The 20,250-nt window shown below is 38.3% G+C and carries 21 protein-coding genes; 5 read left to right on the top strand and 16 right to left on the bottom strand.

Features of this window, described 5'->3' with window-relative positions; translation table 11 throughout:
* Positions 1-111 precede the first annotated feature (111 nt).
* Positions 112-1,083, bottom strand: a complete 972-nt coding sequence (locus KHA87_RS06350; RefSeq protein WP_213093249.1) for an LCP family protein — start codon at positions 1,081-1,083, stop codon at positions 112-114.
* Positions 1,084-1,333: 250 nt separating this feature from the next.
* Between KHA87_RS06350 and KHA87_RS06345 the strand changes: the two genes are divergently transcribed.
* Entirely contained in the window at positions 1,334-2,587 is a 1,254-nt protein-coding gene (locus KHA87_RS06345) for an MFS transporter (protein ID WP_213093248.1), read from the top strand.
* A 24-nt stretch (positions 2,588-2,611) separates the two neighbouring features.
* Here KHA87_RS06345 and KHA87_RS06340 read toward each other — a convergent pair whose 3' ends face one another.
* Positions 2,612-2,821: a cysteine-rich CWC family protein gene (locus KHA87_RS06340; RefSeq protein WP_213093247.1), complete on the bottom strand. Its 210-nt coding sequence runs from the start codon at positions 2,819-2,821 to the stop codon at positions 2,612-2,614.
* Positions 2,822-3,026: 205 nt separating this feature from the next.
* On the opposite strand from KHA87_RS06340, the gene rlmD reads away from it, so the two are divergent.
* The gene (gene rlmD / locus KHA87_RS06335; protein ID WP_213093246.1) at positions 3,027-4,421 is read left to right on the top strand and encodes a 23S rRNA (uracil(1939)-C(5))-methyltransferase RlmD; all 1,395 of its coding nucleotides are present in this window, start codon (positions 3,027-3,029) and stop codon (positions 4,419-4,421) included.
* Between the two features lie 323 nt (positions 4,422-4,744).
* Here rlmD and KHA87_RS06330 read toward each other — a convergent pair whose 3' ends face one another.
* The 3 genes from KHA87_RS06330 to KHA87_RS06320 form a co-directional block, all read right to left on the bottom strand.
* Positions 4,745-5,311, bottom strand: coding sequence for a nitroreductase family protein (locus tag KHA87_RS06330; protein ID WP_213093245.1), 567 nt, complete (start codon positions 5,309-5,311; stop codon positions 4,745-4,747).
* 257 nt (positions 5,312-5,568) lie between these two features.
* On the bottom strand, positions 5,569-6,315 hold the full coding sequence (gene nfsA, locus KHA87_RS06325; RefSeq protein WP_213093244.1) for an oxygen-insensitive NADPH nitroreductase: 747 nt from the start codon (positions 6,313-6,315) through the stop codon (positions 5,569-5,571).
* Positions 6,316-6,946: 631 nt separating this feature from the next.
* The gene (locus KHA87_RS06320) at positions 6,947-7,948 is read right to left on the bottom strand and encodes an LLM class flavin-dependent oxidoreductase (protein ID WP_213093243.1); all 1,002 of its coding nucleotides are present in this window, start codon (positions 7,946-7,948) and stop codon (positions 6,947-6,949) included.
* Between the two features lie 282 nt (positions 7,949-8,230).
* Between KHA87_RS06320 and KHA87_RS06315 the strand changes: the two genes are divergently transcribed.
* On the top strand, positions 8,231-8,716 hold the full coding sequence (locus KHA87_RS06315; protein WP_213093242.1) for an HIT family protein: 486 nt from the start codon (positions 8,231-8,233) through the stop codon (positions 8,714-8,716).
* A 105-nt stretch (positions 8,717-8,821) separates the two neighbouring features.
* On the opposite strand, the gene KHA87_RS06310 is transcribed toward KHA87_RS06315, so the two are convergent.
* The 4 genes from KHA87_RS06310 to KHA87_RS06295 all read right to left on the bottom strand — a co-directional run bounded on the left by KHA87_RS06310 (position 8,822) and on the right by KHA87_RS06295 (position 10,909).
* Positions 8,822-8,968 carry a hypothetical protein gene (locus KHA87_RS06310; protein WP_213093241.1) on the bottom strand — a complete coding sequence of 49 codons (147 nt, stop codon included), beginning with the start codon at positions 8,966-8,968 and terminating at the stop codon, positions 8,822-8,824.
* 42 nt (positions 8,969-9,010) lie between these two features.
* Complete coding sequence (locus KHA87_RS06305) at positions 9,011-9,826, bottom strand: serine hydrolase (RefSeq protein ID WP_213093240.1); 816 nt, start codon at positions 9,824-9,826, stop codon at positions 9,011-9,013.
* A gap of 17 nt (positions 9,827-9,843) precedes the next feature.
* A complete protein-coding gene (locus KHA87_RS06300) occupies positions 9,844-10,611 on the bottom strand; it encodes an NAD-dependent protein deacylase (RefSeq protein ID WP_213093239.1) in 768 nt (255 codons plus the stop codon).
* A gap of 109 nt (positions 10,612-10,720) precedes the next feature.
* Positions 10,721-10,909, bottom strand: coding sequence for a hypothetical protein (locus KHA87_RS06295; protein WP_213093238.1), 189 nt, complete (start codon positions 10,907-10,909; stop codon positions 10,721-10,723).
* 192 nt (positions 10,910-11,101) lie between these two features.
* Here KHA87_RS06295 and KHA87_RS06290 point away from each other — a divergent pair, with 192 nt between their 5' ends.
* Positions 11,102-11,629 carry an AAA family ATPase gene (locus KHA87_RS06290; RefSeq protein ID WP_213093237.1) on the top strand — a complete coding sequence of 176 codons (528 nt, stop codon included), beginning with the start codon at positions 11,102-11,104 and terminating at the stop codon, positions 11,627-11,629.
* Positions 11,630-11,649: 20 nt separating this feature from the next.
* A complete protein-coding gene (locus tag KHA87_RS06285) occupies positions 11,650-11,955 on the top strand; it encodes an RNA polymerase alpha subunit C-terminal domain-containing protein (RefSeq protein WP_213093236.1) in 306 nt (101 codons plus the stop codon).
* Positions 11,956-12,283: 328 nt separating this feature from the next.
* Here KHA87_RS06285 and KHA87_RS06280 read toward each other — a convergent pair whose 3' ends face one another.
* The 7 genes from KHA87_RS06280 to KHA87_RS06250 form a co-directional block, all read right to left on the bottom strand.
* Entirely contained in the window at positions 12,284-13,180 is an 897-nt protein-coding gene (locus tag KHA87_RS06280; protein ID WP_213093235.1) for a hypothetical protein, read from the bottom strand.
* A 326-nt stretch (positions 13,181-13,506) separates the two neighbouring features.
* On the bottom strand, positions 13,507-14,841 hold the full coding sequence (locus tag KHA87_RS06275) for a glycoside hydrolase family 30 protein (protein ID WP_213093234.1): 1,335 nt from the start codon (positions 14,839-14,841) through the stop codon (positions 13,507-13,509).
* Between the two features lie 34 nt (positions 14,842-14,875).
* Positions 14,876-16,210, bottom strand: coding sequence for a GH1 family beta-glucosidase (locus tag KHA87_RS06270; RefSeq protein WP_213093233.1), 1,335 nt, complete (start codon positions 16,208-16,210; stop codon positions 14,876-14,878).
* Between the two features lie 41 nt (positions 16,211-16,251).
* Entirely contained in the window at positions 16,252-17,235 is a 984-nt protein-coding gene (locus KHA87_RS06265) for an ABC transporter ATP-binding protein (RefSeq protein ID WP_249310152.1), read from the bottom strand.
* A gap of 5 nt (positions 17,236-17,240) precedes the next feature.
* Entirely contained in the window at positions 17,241-18,227 is a 987-nt protein-coding gene (locus KHA87_RS06260) for an ABC transporter ATP-binding protein (RefSeq protein WP_213093231.1), read from the bottom strand.
* Positions 18,217-19,143 carry an ABC transporter permease gene (locus KHA87_RS06255; RefSeq protein WP_213093230.1) on the bottom strand — a complete coding sequence of 309 codons (927 nt, stop codon included), beginning with the start codon at positions 19,141-19,143 and terminating at the stop codon, positions 18,217-18,219. The genes KHA87_RS06260 and KHA87_RS06255 overlap by 11 nt, the downstream gene beginning before the upstream one ends.
* Positions 19,140-20,132, bottom strand: coding sequence for an ABC transporter permease (locus KHA87_RS06250; protein ID WP_213093229.1), 993 nt, complete (start codon positions 20,130-20,132; stop codon positions 19,140-19,142). The genes KHA87_RS06255 and KHA87_RS06250 overlap by 4 nt, the downstream gene beginning before the upstream one ends.
* Between the last annotated feature and the right edge of the window lie 118 nt (positions 20,133-20,250).

Genomic DNA, 20,250 nt, shown 5'->3' with positions numbered 1-20,250 from the left:
ATTATGCTATTATCCATCCTCCCAATACAAAAAAACGCGTAGTTCTCTCCAAAGAATCTACGCGTTTGTTCATTCATTTCTCTCTATTAAAATAAGTTGTAGTAGCAAAGTTCAATTTCCTACTACAGCATCTTCTGATGTATCGCTTAAAAAGGCATTAATTGTATTTCGATTGGCAGCTTCATCAATTCTAAGTACATCTCCAAAGACAGGCACCCTTTCAATAGTATAGCTATTCTTAATGGGAATGGTTAAAGTTTTCGTTATATTTGGTCGATGAAGCAAGAAGATTTTCATGAAATTTAACTCTTCTAAGTTACTAATATTCGTTTTTATAAATGGTTGAATCGTTCCCAATAATTTAGGTGCTTTTAATATTCCATTTGCACTTAACACTTTATTAGAAACAATTTTTATAACATCTTGTTGTCTTTTTACCCGTCCCCAATCGTTTTGATCATCATGGCGAAACCTAGCATACCCAAGCAATTCTTTCCCATTTAAATTTTGTAAACCAGGTTTTAGGGAAACACCAATGTTTTCGCTCATTGCATGTTCAACATTGACTTCGATTCCCTCAGGGGCTAAAGTATCAATTACATTTTCAAAACCTTTAAAATCAATCATTACAAAATATTGAATATCTACACCGAAATTTTCCTGAATTGTTTTTCTTGTTAATTCAGGTCCACCAAGCAAGAAAGATGAATTCATTTTCTTCATGCCGTTGTAACCTGGAATATGGACATACATGTCTCGCATTAAAGATACCAACTTAATACTATTCTTTTCCGGGTCATATTGAGCAATGATCATCGTATCAGAATTAGATGAATTTTCATTTTTCCGACGATCAACACCTAATAACAATATATTCGTTTTTCCATTACTATCTTTTTTTCCGTTAAAAATGATTTTCTCATCTGGACTGTTTTTAATTTCTTTAGATGATTGACGAACTCCATCATAATATTGAAATAATATCCAGCCAGATATAGCAAATATAAAAAGGAAAAAAACAAGGATAAAAACTCTACCTTTTCTTATTCTTTTCTTCCTTTTATGACGAATTCTACTTTCCATCTGCCTTTACCCCAACTTTCAACTTTATAAGGTACTATTTTATTAGTTTATTATCCTCCATGCAATATGCTTTGTCACCATTATACTTATATTATTTTCCAATAGCGATAAAAGTTTACATTTAATCTATTTTTTCTATCTTCTTATACTTTTGAAAGAATTACACACAATCCCCGAAATGCTTTGACAACTATTGTCTTACCTCTTATTATGTATATATTCAAAATAATATAGTAAGAAGGTAATAGAGTTGGAAATACGTAAGATTAGAAGGGCTCAGCGAAATCTTTATACCTTTCTTGTTAGTAAAATGCTGACATCATTAGGGTTTGGCGTTTTTAATTTCGGAATTAGCTTGTATATTTTATCGATAACAGGATCGGCTTTAAGCTTTGCGACAAATATTATGTTTAATGTTTTACCAAGGGCACTTGCTGCTCCCTTAGCTGGATATGTTGCCGATCATTTTCCGAAGAAACGAATTGTAATCTTGAGTATGAGTGGGATTACCTTGTCAGTGGGAGTACTGATTATTTATACATTGATTTTTGGAATCTCTGTACCGGCAATTTACACGATTACAACGATATTTTCCATCATCGGAGCATTTAATGGTGTAGCATTTTCCAGCTCTATACCGAACTTGGTTGGAAAGGAACGCTTGCAAAAAGCTCTATCCTTCAACCAAATCTCGTATTCTATCGGCGGGATTGGTGGACCTGCCATTGGCGGGATGCTGTTTGGATTTATTTCTATGAAGGTCTTTTTGTTCGTCATGATGATTGCTTATTTTATAGCGCTTTGTTTGGAAGTAACAATGGATTTTACATTATTTGAAGTTAAATTGAAAAAGCAAAAAGAATCGATGGCTAAAAGTATGAAGGAAGGCTTTCAATATTTGCGGACAAAGCCGCTTGTTCAAACCTTACTAATGGCAACCTTGTGGATTAACTTTTTTTCTTCTGCGGTAAGTGTTGGGCTTGTCTTTGTACTAGTGCAAAAGCTTTCCATTCCTTCTTCCCATGTTGGTTTCATACAAGGTGCCGGAGCGATTGGGATGTTAATAGCATCCTTATACTTATCCGTGCGTAACCTTAAAAAGCCATTCATGTTTATAAGACGCTCATCCTTTTTAATGTGCACCATAATCGTCTGTCTTTCTATACCATTGTTTCTTTCCTTAAACGGTGTACATACTTTTGTTTTCTATTCGGTGATGATGCTTTTCTTTTCTGCGATGAGTATTGGTGCTAATACACCAATGGGAGTAGTCATCCAGCAATCTATTGATCAAGAGCATCGCGGACGTGTGTTCGGAATGATGGAAACATTATCGGTTGGAACAGGTCCGCTTGGTTCGCTATTATTTGGTGCATTATTTGATGCAGTAGATCCAAAGGTCATTTTTTTGTGTGCAGGAATATTTTTATTCTGTCTCCTTCTTTGGTTACTAAGGTTAAGTAAGCTAACTACTGCAGATAAATTGGTGCAAATTCCACATTAATATAAAAAGATCCAAATCTTGTCGTTAGATTTGGATCTTTTTCGCTGATTCTTTAAATTTTTCCAAACAGCTTTTGCAAATACATGTTTTTCGTAAATACTCCTCCGGTACCAATTCAAAAATTTCATTAGGAAATTCTTCTACTGTGCACCAGCAAGTACTGCTAGAGGAATTTTTCGAATTACAGCATCGGTTACCATTACCACATAGCGGGCATATTCCAAGATCTTGCATAGCGGACACCTCAAAGTCAATATTACAACTATTATACAATACGATCTTTTCGTATGCTTGTATAAATGAATTATTTCCAAATAGTTTTTGATTCGTTATAATAGGAAAGTATGTTAAAAGAATAAGATTTTTTTGAGTAAAAAAATGGATCTTGAATTTAGTTCATTTTACTTATAAATAAACACATTAAGAGGAGGAACATGGATTGACGAATGCAACGGAACAAACATTTGTGACCGAAATACGCCAATTGGATGCAAAAGGCTCTGGCCAAGCAGTGGTTTGGCGTGAAAACGAACTGGGAAATCCTAAAAAGTTGAAGCTTACCATTCCACAAACACTGCCTGGTGAAAAAGTCCGTGTAACGGTGGATCAGCCTGAACGCAGGAGAAGAAGAGCTAATCCAGACGAAATACTAGAGGCACATCCAGAGAGATTAGCTCCGCCATGCCCGCATTTCGATCGCTGTGGAGGCTGTGTGTGGCAGCATTGGCAATATAGCGGTCAGCTACAGCAAAAAACAAATCATGTAAAGCATGCTATTGAGGAACAAGGCTTTGATCCGGCGCTAGTTCGTGACACGATTGGGATGGACGAGCCCTGGCATTATCGTAATAAAATGGAATTCACTTTTGCACCGGATGGCTCTCTTGGTTTACATGAGCAAGGTAACTTCCGAAAAGTTATCTCATTAGAAACATGTTTAATTGCAGGTAAAGAAATGGTAGAAGCAGCCATGGAAGTTGCCGAATGGGTAAAAGCTTACCAATTAACAGGCTACGATAAGGATACTCACGAAGGCTTACTTCGTCATCTAATGGTGCGACAATCCTTTGCTACTGGTGAAATGATGCTTGCTCTTTTTGCGACAGAAGGACCCACTGGAAAACTTGAACAAGCTTCCCAAGACTTGGTGGGAAGAATTGGGGAGAAATTCCCGCAGGTAAAAAGCTTATTATGGCTGGAAAATACAGATTGGGCAGATCGTACTCAATCGGAAAAAAGCCATATTTTAGCTGGACGTGATTTCATCTATGATGAGATGGCTGGTTACCGCTACCGCCTCTGGTTCGATACATTCTTCCAGACAAATCCTACCCAAGCTGCGAAATTGGTTGAAATCGCATTAGAAATGGGACAGCCAAAGAAAACAGAAAAAATGATTGACCTATTCTGTGGAGTGGGAACCTTTTCTCTTCCATTTGCAAGTCGTGTAGCGGAGCTTGCGGGTATTGAAATTGTGGAAACTTCTATTGCATCTGCTAAACGGAATGCCGAGGATAACGGAATTACGAACACATACTTTTTAGCAAAGGATGCACGTATGGGTATCGACCAGGTACTTGAAAGCTTTGGCCATCCAGAGCTGTTAATGCTTGACCCCCCTCGTTCCGGAGCCGGTGGTAAGGTAATGCGCAAAATAGGTCGTTCCAAGCCTGAGAGAATTGTTTATGTATCTTGTAATCCTGATACATTTGCTACTGATATTAAAGAGCTTGCGCCGTTTGGATATACGTTGAAAGCTGTACAGCCGGTTGATTTATTCCCGCATACGGTTCATGTGGAATGTGTGGCTCTGTTGGTGCGTAATGAGGATTAAATTATATAGGATATAATGAAATGCCCCTTGATGAAGGGGCAATTTTTTTTGGATTTTGAGATGAGGATAAATTAATTTAGTAAGATACTTTCGGACATTTAGGGATTGGTAGCGGTAATTTTGTCTAAATTGCATTCTCTAAAAAGGAATTGGAATAAATATACGAACGTTCTTGTGCTGACTTTACCCCCAAAATGAAATTCGAACCTGCCATTAAAACGGATTGTTATTTATTAGGATGCAAATGGCATAATCATCCCGAATATAAAAATTAAAATGCCCTACTCCTATATTATTCTAGAACGAAGGGCACTTTTTTCATTTTATCTAAACCAAACCGTTTTTTCCTCTGCTGGAACTCGTTCCGCTTTTATAGAAAAATCCTGTTTTGGATAGCCGACGTATACCAAAGCGATGATTTTGTCGTTTTCATCCAATTGAAGATATTTATTCAATTCAGTGGCATATGCAATTTCGCCTGTTCTTGCGATGGTTGCTAAACCTTTCTCGGTTGCAAGCAATAGTAGATTTTGCAGTGCACACCCTGTTGCCACTATCTCTTCTATTTCTGGTACTTTTCCTGTAGGGCTTGCCGCCATGATAATAATTGCAGGAGCACGAAGTGGACCTTTCCTTGCTTTTTCAATCTTTTTCTGTGCATCTTCCTTACTTAAGCCCTTTGTTTTTGCTTCCATTATTCGGGACATTTCCTCACCAAGCTTATTACGCCCCTCCCCTTTTACAACACGAAACTTCCAGGGTTCTGTTTTTTTATGGTTAGGTGCCCATGTCGCAGCCGTTAGCAATTCTTTAATCACCTCATCCGGTACATCTCTTTCCTCAACAGCGCCAATCGAGCGGCGGGATTTAATAAGATCTATTAATTCCATAACAATTATCGACTCCTTCCAATAATGAACATAATTAAAGTATAGAAAACTATGGAAAATTGTTCAAACAATACCGTGCTGGGCACCACATTCAAGCATTAATATGGTGGGATTTTTAATTGTATCAACAAACACTCCTAAAAATTTAGCTGCTATGGAAAACGAATGGGGAATCGTCATACTAATGTTTGTAGCTTATTTTTTTATTTAACAATCAGAAAAATTTAAAAGAGGTTTTGATAAAAAAACCTCTTTGATTACTTTTTATTAAAGCCTTGTTTTTGTACATATTCCTTCATATACGTGCGGCTTGGTTCCTTAAATTTCAGAGCCATTTGTTTTGTCCATGTGTCCGATCGTTTCCCGTTTGTTCGCTCCATGTAGTAATCATGAATGATTTTATTATAATCACCCAGTTGCTTCTTTAAAATGCTTGAATCTGTTTGATATCCATCCTCATGATAAATATGCTCAAATGGTAAACGCGGCTTTTTATCGTTGATCTTCGATGGATATCCGATTGTCATCGCAAATAAGGGTAAAACATATTTTGGAATGTTCAGCACCTTGGAAACTCCATCTAAGTTATTACGAAGACCGCCTATATAACAAATGCCTAATCCTAATGATTCAGCAGCTACTGCCGCGTTTTGTGCAGCAAGCGCCGTATCAATTAATGCAATCATAAAATTTTCCGTCGTATCCAGAGACTGCTGTACATTTACCTCTTCCATTTCTGCCACAAGCTCATGGCGGTGAAGATCTGCACAAAAAACGAGCAAATGTCCATTTTTCTCGACATGAGTATTCCCTGATAAAAGAGCAAGCTCCTTCTTTTTCTCTGGATCCTTCACACCGATAATTGTATAAGCTTGCACAAAGCTTGATGTTGCTGCTGCTTGTGCACTTTCGACTATCATTTTAATTTGTTCATCTGTAAGAGGACGATCCTCATAATGTCGGATGGAACGATGATTTTGTATTGTTTCAATGATTGTGTTCATTTGTATCACTCCTACTTCTACTGTACAGTAATAACGATATCATGATGTGTTATGGAATTTCCATTCAAAAGGATTGGTTTTATCCTGTGCAAATGTATAAAATTCATGCTTTACTAAAAAGCCAAAATACTAATTGATTTGCTTCTTCCCTTTCATTTTAATATTTCGTATATTATAATTAATATAAGAATACAATAAAAAGAACGCCGATGTGGGGACATCAGCGTTCGAGCTAGCTACTCCGCAAGAAGAGCGGCGGCTAAAATGCAAAAAGAGTAACCCTTCGCCATTAACCATCAGGGAGGGTTACTTTTCTTTTAGCATCATAACTATCAATGATGCAAAGCTGATCATCAAAACCAGTGCCTCGAAGATCGTCAGAAGGCAACACCCCCTTCCTTGCTGTGACATTTCCACAGAACAAGAAACCAAACAGGTGCCGCCACCCTCCCTGCTTATGTAGCTATACTAATATTATCATAAAATTCAATATAAAAACATATGTTCCCCTATTTTATTTTTTTCTAATAGAAAATGATAATATTTTACCATCTGCATTCTATTAAAAAATGTCCCAATCTAGCTTCAGGGCCATTGTAAAAGAGCAATACACCTCGAACATTGCTTCTTTCTATCTATTATCTACCACTTCTTTTAATATTTCATAGGAGCGTTTTTGTTTTTCCTGGTCAAAAATATAGGATACAACCATAATTTCATCCACATTATACGCTTCTTGGAAAGCAGTTAATTGCTCACGAATACTATCCTTGCTTCCCAGCAATGTCATTCTCGACATCGAATCTGCCATCTCTGCCTCATAATAATTCCAAATACCGTCCATGCTTTCCACTGGTGGCTGCAGTTTATTTTGCGAACCACGAACCACATTCAGAATAAACTGCTCCATTGTAGTAGACAACCATTTCGCTTCCTCATCTGTTTCCCCTGCAATCACATTCAAGCAAACCATCATATATGGCCTTTGCAAATACTTTGACGGCTTGAACTCCATCCGATAAATAGAGATCGCTTGTTCCATTTGTCTTGGAGCAAAGTGTGAAGCAAATACATAAGGCAATCCAAGACGTGCCGCCAAATGTGCCGAATCTGTAGAAGAACCCAGAATATATATCGGAATATCCGTACCAACACCTGGAAATGCTTTGACAAATCCTTGCTCCTCTTCCGGACCAAAGTATGTAAGCAATTGCTGCACATCATCCGGGAAAGTAAAAACAGAATCAGCTTGGGCACGTCGAAGGGCGTTTGCCGTTTTCATATCTGTACCTGGTGCACGACCAAGACCTAAATCGACTCTGTTCGGATATATTGTAGCCATCGTCCCAAATTGTTCCGCGACTACTAATGGAGCGTGATTTGGAAGCATCACACCACCGGATCCAACTCTGATTTTCTTCGTATGCTCTAATGTATGTTTTATTAAAATAGAAGTCGCTGAGCTAACTAAAGTCGTTGTGTTATGATGCTCAGCAATCCAATAACGGGTATAGCCCATATCCTCTACTGCTTGCGCTAAATCCACCATAGAATCGATCGCCTGTTTTGCTGTCTGACCCTCCCGTATCGGCACTAAATTTAATACGGATACAGGAATATTTATATTTGCCATGTTATATTTCCTTTCCAAAAAAGATTATTAATATAGTATCAATACATATTCAGAAAACCAACTAATTTGCTTGGAAATTTAGAGCAATGGAAAAGTTTCATTTGTTATGGAAACTGAAATAACTAAAAGTATCTACAATTACAAGTGAAAGGTACAATGTTCAAATTTGTTCCCTTTAAACATTTAGAGACTAATTACTTTGAAATATGATACGATTTAAAAGATTATGGTAGAAAATTCTTTTTTAACAAAAGCAATAGTAGTATTCTAGGGGGAGCATCTGTGAGAAAAATTACCTTATCAAATGGCAAAACTGTAGAAGTTGAGTGTTTAAGCTGTGCTTTAACTAGCGGGCTGATCGTACCAGATGGAGGCGTGATGTTGGAAACTCAACATTTTCACGCTCATCAGGATGTTGCATATCCAATTAAGGGATTAGTCATATTAGCTTCTAAACGCCATATTAAATGCTTTGATGAATTAACCGAAGAAGAAAAACTTGACTATATAACAATTTTATCGAAAATTAGACAAGCGCAAAGAAACGTATTGGGAATAGAATATGTATATTATTTCTACAACGAAGACACAACGCACCATTTTCATACCTGGATGGTTCCTCGATATGATTGGATGTATGATTTTGGGCGTTCTGTGGAATCCGTTAGACCGGTTTTACTTCACGCCAGAAATGAAATGAATAATAGTGAAAATAGGCAAGAAGTAATGGAAGCGATTAAGGCACTAACAGATGAATTAAATAAATAACTCTTTAGCAAACAAAAGGACGGGTAATTCCGTCCTTTTCAAGACTTTATTTGTTAAAATTGCTTCCAAAACTTAGATCTAAAATAGACAGTGACCTTTCTCTATTTACTTTTTATGAGTTCCTTTCGATTCTTGAATTGGAACATTTTTTGGTCTTTCCGGATATGCTGCCTTGTCTTCCGGACGAGGACCGGTCAGATCATTTCTCTGATCCAAAACTTCACCTGAAAACTCAAATGAATGCTTTTCCATTATTTCACCTCCAATGAACAGGTGTATCTTACTCCTCCCCTATTATTGTTTTAAATAATGGAAAATGTATTCTCCGATTTGAGCCATTATTGCCTTTGCTTCTCTATCCTCCACATCTTTAGATAAAACAACAATATTCATTGCTTTTTTACCAAAATACAATATACCGATGTCATGCCGAATCCCTGTTACCCAACCCGTTTTATTGGCGAACTCCCATGGTGGCTTTGCTCCAATAATGTTGGATTCCTCATCCGGAAATCTTTCTGGTAAACAATCCCGAAAATGCTGTTTTTTCATAATGTCAATCATTTGTTCGCATGCATACTGTGAGATGATGGAGCCTGAGGTCAATTTTTTCAGTAGGGTGGCGATATCGAAAGCTGTTATTCGATTTCTTCCCTTTGCTTTGACAGGAACCGTCATTAATTTCGTATGAAAGCTACTTTGCTCCATCCCAATTTCCTTCATGATTTGTTGAATTTTTTCTACCCCAACGAGATCAATCAGTACATTGGTTGCTGTATTATCACTTTGTATAATCATTAGTGTGATGTAATCGTAAATAGTCAGATTTATCCCTGGTGTTAGATGATGTAGCACACCGCATCCTCCAACTGGATCTCCAACTTGATCTTCCCTTTTTAAAGAAATCGTATCGCTTAGCCGATAGAGTCCTTCGTCAAATCCAGCAAAAACAGCTGCCATGATAGGTACCTTAATAATACTGGCAGCAAAGAAAACTTCTTGTTCATTCCAAGCCCATGTTTCCTTCGTCACCAAATCCTCCAAATGAATTCCCCAAGTTCCCTTTGTCTCATTCAGCAGATCTTGAATTTGCTTCACAAGCTGCTCCATTTCCATACCCCCTAATTTTACAAACTCTTATCCATTTGCAGCAGTGTCTGTCCGATAGATTCGTGAATAACATATGTATCCCGGCTAAAATCATAAGGTGTTTCCCCTTTATTAATAATACAAAGTGGTACTCCTTGCTTTCGGTATTGAGGAAACATGGAAAACGGAGCAACTAGCAGACTCGTGCCTAATACCAACACAAAATCTGCGTCATTCATGTAATGAACAATGGTATGGAAGCCTTCCGTTGTAAACCATTCTCCTGTATCGCCAAATAAAACAACATCTGGTTTAATAAAATGTTCCTCTCGTTTTTCCGTCTCACAATTGTCGCATTCATAAAAATGTTCCATGGTATTCATACGTATTAACATTTCATCTGTCGTATATTTTTTCTTACAGTTCATACAGGTGGACGTTTTCATCGTCCCGTGAAACTCCATAACGTTTTGGCTTCCTGCTTTTTGATGAAGCCCATCGATGTTTTGTGTAATAACTGCGGTCACCTTCTTCGCCTGTTCCCATTTAGCCAAAATCTCATGACCTTTGTTAGGAAGTGCATTAGGATGATAGAGATTTTCGAGTGCGAATTCATAGAATTCTTTAGGATGCTGATAAAAATAATCAAGGGAAAGGATGTGCTCTGGTGCCAACTTATAAATGCCCGTCCTTGAACGGAAATCCTTAATACCAGATTCCGTGCTTATCCCAGCACCTGTTAGCACGACTATTTTTTCCGCTTGTTGAATTAGCTTTGTACAAGTATTTAGAACCTCGGAAGTCATATGTACACTCTCCTGAAAAATTTTTCTATAACAAAAAAGTGCAAGACACCTATAATGGCGGCATGCACTTACTGTATATCCATATTTTATTCTATAAAAAGTACTTTTATTATTGCTCCACTGTTTTATTCAGTTTCTTTTTTTCCATATTCACAAGTGCAAGTAATCCAGCACTAATTAAACCAACAAATACATGAACTGTAACAAGCTCAATATGTCCAGTCATGACACTATATGCTGCTCCAAAAACAGAATAAATGATGGCAAGAATGTAAAAACCAATCATAGCTTTAAGCATTCTAACCCCTCCTTTTTATATCCTTACTCATTTTATATGTAATCGTTTACTAAATTGTAACAAACCATTCACAAAATGTACATAAAAAGTTTTCAATTTGTACACAACTTTATTTTTGATTAGGGCTAACACGTCATAGTGCACTTTTATGATAAAATGAATTTGGTTTATTTTTATAAAAAGGAGAATATTATGCAAACGGTATATATCATTTCTGGGCCAGCTGGTGTTGGAAAATCAACGACTTCCAGTGCATTAGTTAATGCTATGGCAAACTGTGCTTATATTTCCGGTGATGACGTTTCCCATATGCATGTTCGCGGGCGCCAAAAGCCATGGGAAAGCAAAACCGAGTTAAATTTGATTTGGAATAATATCTTATCTCTTACCCGAAATTTCATTCAAAATAAGATGGATGTCATCATAGATTTTGTTACTTTTCCGGACGATGCCCAGTGGTTTAAAGACCAACTGCAGGATATGGAAATTACCGTCATCTATGTTGTGTTATATACGAATCCGGAAACACTTTTGAACAGGGATCAATTGAGGGCTCCTGATAATCAAATGGGAGAACGGTGTATTATTTTGCTCGAAGAATTTAGACAATTGGATATCAACAAGAAACATTTGCTGGATACCAGTGCAAAAAATACAGATGATATTTCCGAAATTGTCCATGAGATTATGAACAATATACAATACCGAATAGAAAACTAATGAAATGGAGGTGTGTTTAAATGCCTGTCTCGGAAAAATACGAACGTATATGCCGCAACGGACATAAATACTATAAAACCAGCGATTGCCCAGTATGTCCTATCTGCGAACAGGAACGGAAGCCCGAAAATGGATTCCTTTCCCTGCTCTCTGCACCGGCAAGAAGAGCGTTAGAAAACAATGGAATTACTTCTTTGGAAGAACTAGCTACATATAGCGAAAAAGATTTACTGCAATTACATGGCTTTGGTCCCTCTTCCTTACCTAAGTTGAGGGAAGCTTTAATGGAAAATGGGCTTTCTTTTAGAAAAGGAAAACACGCATGAAACATTATTTCATGAGTGTTTGTTATTATTCTAGGTGTACGATTTTTTTTATGTGATACAGGTATAGTTGCATGGAATGCCTGTAGCAGGAAAGATCTTACTGGCATTATTTTCGTTGGTAGTTAAGATTTTGTGTTATAGAGTGGTTCTATGAGACATTTTTATCTATTTTGTTATCATTTTGTCTCATAGACTTGTTTTAGGAGACATTTTTGCTCTGAGTTGTTGGAGTTTTGTCCCTTAAACTCGCCTCTATAAGACATTTTTCAACTATAAGAAAATAGAATGTTCTAATTCTAATTACTCCCCTGCATAACGTATAATACAACTAATTATAAGGCGATTCTTTTCCAATAGATTCATAGTAAAGTGATTCCGCCATCATTAACGCTTCTTGTTCTAAGATGGTCCAATTTTCTGTGTTGTATTCTACATTTGGGTCATATTTAAAGTCTTTACCCAAAATAGCCACAATGATAGCCTCTTTTTGTTCCTTGCTCACGTGTTCAACGTATTCTGCTGTGGTAAATCCTTCATTTTGCGAATTGGAATCTACTTTCTTATCTACTTCATGATTCGAAGCATTATCCTTATTGGTAACCTTCGATGTATCTGCAATCTTGTTATTGGTGAAATCAGGATTACCCATGAATTGCAACTCTGCGTTTTTATAGGAAGAGGTCCATTTTAGATGATCTCCATATGCTGCCCGGCCTTTTATAAGCTCTTTAAAATTATTACTACTATTGGAAACAAAGGAAGAATTCTCTCCTTCCATTATTTTGGCTACTAATTTAAACGCATCTCTCATTGTGGATATATCAAAATGATCGATTTCATCTCCAATCAGATAAACGGTACCGTATTTTTCCTTCTGATCGCCCAAATGATAATAACCTAGATAGACACCATTTCCTAAATGAACCTTTTTTAAAGATAAATCAAGAATATCTATATGATCATCCAGTTTTACCTTTGGAAAAGCTAATTTATCTTTTTCAATATAATAATTATACAGCTCCCAAAAACCTTGCCTGTCAATCCCCTTTCTACGGTCAATATTTGGTTTATTCACTTTTTCAATGTGTGCAGATGCTTTCGTACTTGCTGCGGAAGTACTGCTAACCACCTGTTTCATTGGTGTAGGATTATTGATAACTTCGAACGCTGCAATTCCTACAACGATCAAAGTTAGCACTGATAATCCTGCCAGAAAAAATTTCATTCAACTTTCCCTCTCTTAAGCTGTTAGTTTAATATTTGCATCCTATGTATCTATTACGTTTGAAAAGTGATTGGGGCCATTTTCCTTGTCTCCCTTACTTTTCCTCAATACAGTTCATTGTACAGTAGGTATTTAAAGAAGTATAGATAAACTGCCTTCCACGTAATCATTTTAATTAGGAAATGAAATAAAAAACGCCGATGTACAATCATCAGCCCTTAAATATATACCAGTAAAAGTCCGTTTCTAATAAGTTAAAAATAACCCTTCCCAATAAACAATGTTGGGAGGGCTATTTATCGTCTATCCTTCATTACAAATGACCATCACACAATTCCCGTCATAATCGAATCTCCAGGTATCGAAAACTCCGCAACTTCACCATTTAATCTCAAATGAACAGGAATATCTTCTTTAGAACGATTAAGTAAAACGATAACAATAGATCCGTCCGGATTTTTTAATGCGGTCAAGCTTAGACTATCCGTATATTTTGTCGTAGCAATTCGCTTTGCACCAGGTTCAATATAACGGCTGAAATGACCTATATAGGTATAAGATAATTTTTCCTCCACGATGTCATTTTCGGTGTCGCACATAATCGGTGCATCACAGAAATTGTTCACATGATTGGGGCCACCCTCTTTATTAAGAATGATATTCCAATCGATGAAGGCATTCATTCCGGAATTGATATTTCCGATAATGTCATAAGCATACATTTGAGCGTTTTCCAGCTGCCCTTCCTGTGAAAAACGACTATATTCCACACAGCCTTCTGTGAAATACAATTTTTTATCTGGAAATGTATCTCGAACAAGCTGGATGGCATCGAAATGCTCACCGGTATACCAGTGAAAAGCAACACCCTGTACCATCTTATTCGTTTCTTCATCCATGATTGCACGTGCCCGCTCATACATTCTTTCCTTATTGTGATCCCAAATAAAGACGGCAATATCCTCTAATCCATTTTTTGTTAAACTAGGATATAAATAATCTCGCAAAAATTCCTTTTCTTCCTGTGATGTGTATAGACAGGAGTCCCAGGTTTGTTTGGCATTCGGCTCATTTTGAATGGTGACCATATCAATGGAAAAACCTTTTTCCCGATACTTTTTAATATAATGGCATATGTACTCTGCCCAAAAAGACCGATACTCAGGCTTCAGAGCACCTCCACCAGTTCTGGATCCGTTCGTTTTCATAAAAGCTGGAGGTGACCAAGGGGATAACATAACACTTAATGGTTTTCCAGCAGTTTCCTCAGCCCTTTTCAACATAGGAATGATGTACTTTTCATCTCTTTCTAAGCTAAAGGACTTGAAATCCGCATCATTTGGGTCATCCATTGCTGTATATGGATTAATAGAAAAGTCACAGCTGTCGATATGGGAGCGGATAAACTGATAGCGAATGCCATTTCCACCAAAATAGGCATCCAGTATTTGGTTTTGCTTTTCTTCACTCATCAAGGAAAAAGTATAGCCTGCCGCTTCCGTAATGGCAGCACCAAAACCGTCAAATTCTTGATATTCCACATCAGGATACAGATTAACAACCTGCATCTCCACCCCATTGTCAGCGGAAAAATCCTTCTCTTTTTCCAATGTATTCTTTTCACCATTTTGATAGGTAGTAGTAATAAGCTTAATCTTCACTCCTACTCCTCCTTTCGGCTATTCTAGTGCAAAGCTAGTCAATTTGATTATGTTCAATCACCTTTTGATACCATTTATAGCTTTCCTTTGGAGTTCGCTCTAGGGTTTCGTAATCAACATAGACAATTCCAAAACGTTTGGAGTAGCCGAAGGACCATTCATAATTGTCCATAAAAGACCACACATAGTAGCCTTGTAAATTTCCGTTTTCTTCGATAAAGCGATGAGCTGCAGCAAAATGATCATGCAAATATTGAATGCGGTCATTGTCTTCTATTTTTCCGTCTATTTTTTGATCAGGAAATGCTGCCCCATTTTCCGTAATATAAAGTGGTAAATCGGTATACTCTGTTTTCAACCTAGTCAATAAGTGATATAGTGATTCCGGATGGATTCCCCAACCCATGTCAGTCACATTTTCCGTTTCCCCAATCGTTGTCGCTCGCAAAATATCATTTTTCTCATCCGCTTCTACTATATTGTGTGAATAATAGTTGATCCCCAAGAAGTCTATTTTAGCAGCAATAGTATCCAAGTCTCCCTCATTGATAAAGCTTAAGGGACCAAATCTATTTTCATATAATGCCACCATGTCCTCTGGGTAACGTCCCTTAAAAACAGGATCCAAAAACCATCTATTAGCGAAGCCATCTGATCGATACGCAGCAGCCGCATCCTCCGGAGAATCTGTTGCTGGAATAGTTGGTGATAAATTGAGTGTTATTCCTATTTCTCCATCTAATCCCATGGAACGGTACAATTCTACTGCTTTGCCGTGGGACAATAATAAATGATGCGATGCAATCAATGCTTCATTCCAATCCTTACGTCCCGGTGCATGAACACCAAGCGCATAGCTCAGAAAGGAAGCACACCATGGTTCATTATGCGTAATCCAAGATTTAATACGGTGCCCAAATTCCTCAAACAAAACCTTAGCAAATGTCACAAAGTGATCGACTGTTTCCCGGTTCGTCCACCCGCCCTTATCCTGAAGCCATGTTGGCAAATCCCAATGGTAGATGGTTGCAGATGGCGTAATTCCTTTTTCCTCTAACTCATCAAGCAAACGTCTGTAAAATTCCAGCCCTTGTGGATTGAACTTTCCTTCCTCAGGAAAAAGTCGCGGCCATGCAAAGGAAAAACGATAGGATTTTATTCCTAGCTCGGCCATAAGCTGGACATCCTCTGCATAACGATGATAATGATCACAGGCAATTTCACCATTCTGTTGTTTGTAAACTTTCCCTGGCTGGCGGGCAAAACGGTCCCAAATGGATTCCCCTCGACCGTCTTCATGTGCTCCACCTTCAATTTGATAGGATGCGGTAGCAACTCCCCAAGTAAATGAATTTGGAAATGATTTCATTTTCTCACCCTTTCAATTTCAATCCTTGATTTTTCGAACCATTAGTTCCACTGTTCCCTTTTATCTAAATGGTGGCACGCCACAAAATGATTATGGTCTCCCTCTACTAAATCCGGCATTGTCTCCTTGCAAATTTCCGTTGCTAAAGGACAACGATGAACGAAAGGACAGCCTTTCCTGCCGACCGACAAATCAGGAGGATCATTCGTCATATTCGTTAAATCGATTTGCGATTCACTGCCGGGAGTGGCAGCTAAAAGCAATCGGGTATATGGATTTAACGGATTTTTGATTAATTCCTTTGACTCGGCGATTTCCATTACCTTCCCACCATATAAAACCATTATTCGGTCGCCAAAATATCGTGCCGATGCCAGATCATGTGTGATATATAAGTAAGATAGACCTAAATCCCGCTTCAAATCATTCATTAGCTGCAGAATTCCTGCTCGGATAGACACATCCAACATGGAGGTAGGCTCATCTGCCACAATAAATTGCGGGTTGACTGCTAGCGCTCGAGCAATAGCCAGCCGTTGTCGCTGCCCACCGGATAATTCATGGGGATATTTTTTCCTTATTTCCTCAACAGGAGTTAAGCCGACCTGAAAAAGTAATTCTGACACCTTTTCGTCCAACGCTTTCGCCTTAAAGCCCTGGTGCTTTTTTAAAGGGAACTTTAAATGACTTTCGGTCGTTTTCACCGGATTTAATGACCCAAACGGATCCTGGAAGATCATTTGGGCAACCTGCCGATATTCATGCAGTTCCTTCCCTTTGATCTCATGAATCTTTCTTCCAAGAACGGTGATGTTGCCCTCTGTTGGTTTTAAAAGCCGCACTAAAGCACGTCCAATCGTTGTCTTACCGCTACCAGACTCCCCAACAAGAGCAAGTACTTCCCCTTTCTTAATTTGAAGATTCACCTTATCAACTGGAGTAATATATTTCTTTTTCCGATCCCCGCGAACAGGATACTTAACGATAAGATCCTCTACTTCTACTAAAATAGATGATGGATTCAAGGAATTCACCCCTCTCTATGTACCGTTTCATAAAGATGACATTCGATTGCCCTGCCCTCTACGTACCGGATTTCCGGCTGCAACTGTTTACATAAGTCGAAAGCAAACGGACAACGTGGATGATAAGCACAGCCACTTGGAAGCTCGACCAAATTTGGCGGATTTCCAGGTATGCCTTCAATCGTTACATCTTCGGAAGTTAAATGAGGAATCGCTTTAAGCAAGCCTTGTGTATACGGATGATGTCTATCGGAAGATATTAGTGATATCGTATCCGTCACTTCAATAAAACGACCGGCATACATAATCGCCACTTTCGATGCAAGTTCTGAAACTAAGCTAAAGTCGTGGCTGATGAACAAAATTGCATACTTTTTTACTCGTTGAATTTCTTTAATTTTATCCAATATGGAACGTTGAACCACTACATCCAAGGCAGTTGTCGGCTCATCCATGATGACAAGCTTTGGATCCAGAGCTATTGCAATCGCAATAACCACCCTTTGCCTCATCCCTCCTGAGAGCTCATGTGGATAGCTTTTTAAATGCTTGGGATCAATACTGACAATTTCCATTAATTCGATTGCTTTCTTTCTAGCCTCGTTTTTACTCATACCTTTATCATGACTAAGAAAAACATCCAGTATTTGCTCTTCAATTGTTAAGACAGGATTCAAGGCGTTCATGGCACTTTGAAAAACCATAGACATTTGATTCCAACGAAATTTTCGCAAATCATTTTTATTCATGCTGTAAACGTCTTTTCCCATCACCTTAATAGTTCCAGAGGTCAAGACAGCATTGTTCCTTAACAAACGCATAATGGCATTCCCTAATGTAGACTTTCCTGAACCAGATTCCCCTATCAAACCAACAATGGTATTTTCGTAGATTTTCAACGAGACATTATTAACGGCCTGAACCATCCCAGATGGAGAATCATAGCCAACGGAAACATTTTCAAGCTCTAGTATAGGCTGCTTATCTTCCACGATTCTTCCTCCTTTTTTGAACCTTCAAACGAGGATTGGTAATTTGATCGATGGCAAAGTTCATCAATACAAGACTGAGTCCCACTAATGCAATACCAAGCCCAGGCGGTACAAACCACCACCATGCACCTCTTAATAATGCGGCATTAGAGCTTGCCCAATATAGCATAGTCCCCCAGCTCGTTGAATTAATGTCTTCAAATCCTAAATAGGCTAAGCCAGCTTCCGCAAGTATCGCACCTAATGTCGCAAACATAATGTTCCCGGCGATAATGGACATCATATTCGGACAGATTTCCGTTACCATAATTCTTAGCGGAGATTTCCCGGACATTTTGGCCGCAGAAATGAAATCTCTATTTGCCAATGTCATCGTTTGCGAGCGAAATACGCGTGCACCCCATGCCCAGCCGGTTAATGCAATAATTAAACCATTCACAAAAGGAGTGGAAGACTTTAGATACGCTCCTATTACGATAAGCAATGCAAGGCCTGGCATAACTAAGAAGATATTCATGATAAAAGAAAGAATGGAATCGATTAATCCTCCCCGATAGCCGGCTATCACACCAAAGATCAATCCGATAAAGGTGGAAAGAATTCCAGCCCCAAAACCGACAATCATCGTCGTTCTTGCACTATAAATAAATTGGGAAAAAAGATCTTGGCCCGTGTTGGTCGTTCCAAACCAGTGCTCCGCAGTCGGCGATAAATTAGGATCATAAATAGCTGCAGTCGGTGAATAAGGTGCAATCACCGGAGCAAAAATAGCAACCACTAAAAATAGTAAAAAGATAATAAAACCGGTCGCTGATTTTCCATTACTGAAAAATAGCTTTAATGGCTTGAATAAATGAAGAAATTGGTAGGGTGTCTTCCTATTTATTTGCGAAGATGGAGTAATTTCAGTATTCATCCTTCTAATCCCCTCCCAGTCCGAATCCGCGGATCCAACCGACTGTACAATAAATCAACAATTAAGTTCGCCACTAATACAGTCACAGCAATTAAAAGAAACGATGCTTGAATCATTGGGAAATCCTGTGATTGCACAGCAGAGGTCAGCTGGTTCCCGATTCCCGGATAGGAAAACACTTGTTCCGTTAAAATAGATCCACTAACAACATTGCCAATAGCGATGGCAAAGCTTGTTAACTGCGGTAAAATAGCGTTCCTTGCTGCATAGGAAAACATAAGGCGCGAGGTGCTTACTCCCTTTGCTTCGGCAAAAGTGACATAATCCTCCCCAAGGGTATACATCATATTGTTCCGCATCCCCACAATCCAACCACTCAAGCTTCCGAGTAATAAGGTAAGCCCAGGTAAGAAAGCATGATTAAAAATACTGGTTAGAAAGGTCCCATTAAATCCAGGAGTCAAGGACGGGTCATAACCATGTGCCATCGGAAACAAGTTGAGCTTAAAACCAAAAATAAAAACAAATAGAAGTGCTACCCAAAAATAAGGCATTGCTTGAAATATCATAGAAACGATCGGTAAGGTATTATCTAAAAATCCTTTTCTTTTCCAAGAAATATAAATCCCTAATGTCGTTCCAATAAAAACAGAAAGCACCGTCGAAATACCGACTAAACCAATGGTCCAAGGAATACTTCCTTGAATCATATCCTTCACGGGTGTTGGATATTGCATGAAGGACAAGCCCCAATTAAAGGTAAATAAACCGTGGAGATAATCAATATATTGCTGCCATAAAGTAGATTGCCCCACCCCATAGGCTTTCTTCATTGCATCTAATGCTTCCGGTGTCAGCCTTCCCTGGAATTTGGCAAACATAGCATCAGCAGGACTGCCCGGCATCATCCGTGGAAGAATAAAATTAATCGTAATGGCTGCCCATAAGGATAAGACAAAAAAACCAAGGCGATTGAGTACGTAGCGCATATTTTCCCCCCTGTTATTAGGAAAGGCCCTTTTCTTAAACCTTATTGCTTTACAGACAAAATCTGAAGAATGAGTAACGTTCAAAGAAAAGATGTCCCGAGCGAAGTCTAAGATAAAT

Source organism: Bacillus sp. FJAT-49736, assembly GCF_018343615.1.
Taxonomy (GTDB): domain Bacteria; phylum Bacillota; class Bacilli; order Bacillales; family Bacillaceae_C; genus Margalitia.
This window is presented reverse-complemented; position numbering and strand designations above follow the sequence as displayed.

What these genes read in the sequence shown, in the direction of transcription:
- KHA87_RS06350 (WP_213093249.1), bottom strand. Translation starts at nt 1,083, where the DNA reads ATGGAAAGTAGAATTCGTCATAAAAGGAAGAAAAGAATAAGAAAAGGT.
- KHA87_RS06300 (WP_213093239.1), bottom strand. Translation starts at nt 10,611, where the DNA reads ATGACTTCCGAGGTTCTAAATACTTGTACAAAGCTAATTCAACAAGCG.
- KHA87_RS06290 (WP_213093237.1), top strand. Translation starts at nt 11,102, where the DNA reads ATGCAAACGGTATATATCATTTCTGGGCCAGCTGGTGTTGGAAAATCA.
- KHA87_RS06305 (WP_213093240.1), bottom strand. Translation starts at nt 9,826, where the DNA reads ATGGAGCAGCTTGTGAAGCAAATTCAAGATCTGCTGAATGAGACAAAG.
- KHA87_RS06255 (WP_213093230.1), bottom strand. Translation starts at nt 19,143, where the DNA reads ATGAATACTGAAATTACTCCATCTTCGCAAATAAATAGGAAGACACCC.
- KHA87_RS06285 (WP_213093236.1), top strand. Translation starts at nt 11,650, where the DNA reads ATGCCTGTCTCGGAAAAATACGAACGTATATGCCGCAACGGACATAAA.
- KHA87_RS06280 (WP_213093235.1), bottom strand. Translation starts at nt 13,180, where the DNA reads ATGAAATTTTTTCTGGCAGGATTATCAGTGCTAACTTTGATCGTTGTA.
- KHA87_RS06310 (WP_213093241.1), bottom strand. Translation starts at nt 8,968, where the DNA reads ATGGAAAAGCATTCATTTGAGTTTTCAGGTGAAGTTTTGGATCAGAGA.
- KHA87_RS06320 (WP_213093243.1), bottom strand. Translation starts at nt 7,948, where the DNA reads ATGGCAAATATAAATATTCCTGTATCCGTATTAAATTTAGTGCCGATA.
- nfsA (WP_213093244.1), bottom strand. Translation starts at nt 6,315, where the DNA reads ATGAACACAATCATTGAAACAATACAAAATCATCGTTCCATCCGACAT.
- KHA87_RS06340 (WP_213093247.1), bottom strand. Translation starts at nt 2,821, where the DNA reads ATGCAAGATCTTGGAATATGCCCGCTATGTGGTAATGGTAACCGATGC.
- KHA87_RS06330 (WP_213093245.1), bottom strand. Translation starts at nt 5,311, where the DNA reads ATGGAATTAATAGATCTTATTAAATCCCGCCGCTCGATTGGCGCTGTT.
- KHA87_RS06250 (WP_213093229.1), bottom strand. Translation starts at nt 20,132, where the DNA reads ATGCGCTACGTACTCAATCGCCTTGGTTTTTTTGTCTTATCCTTATGG.
- KHA87_RS06270 (WP_213093233.1), bottom strand. Translation starts at nt 16,210, where the DNA reads ATGAAATCATTTCCAAATTCATTTACTTGGGGAGTTGCTACCGCATCC.
- KHA87_RS06295 (WP_213093238.1), bottom strand. Translation starts at nt 10,909, where the DNA reads ATGCTTAAAGCTATGATTGGTTTTTACATTCTTGCCATCATTTATTCT.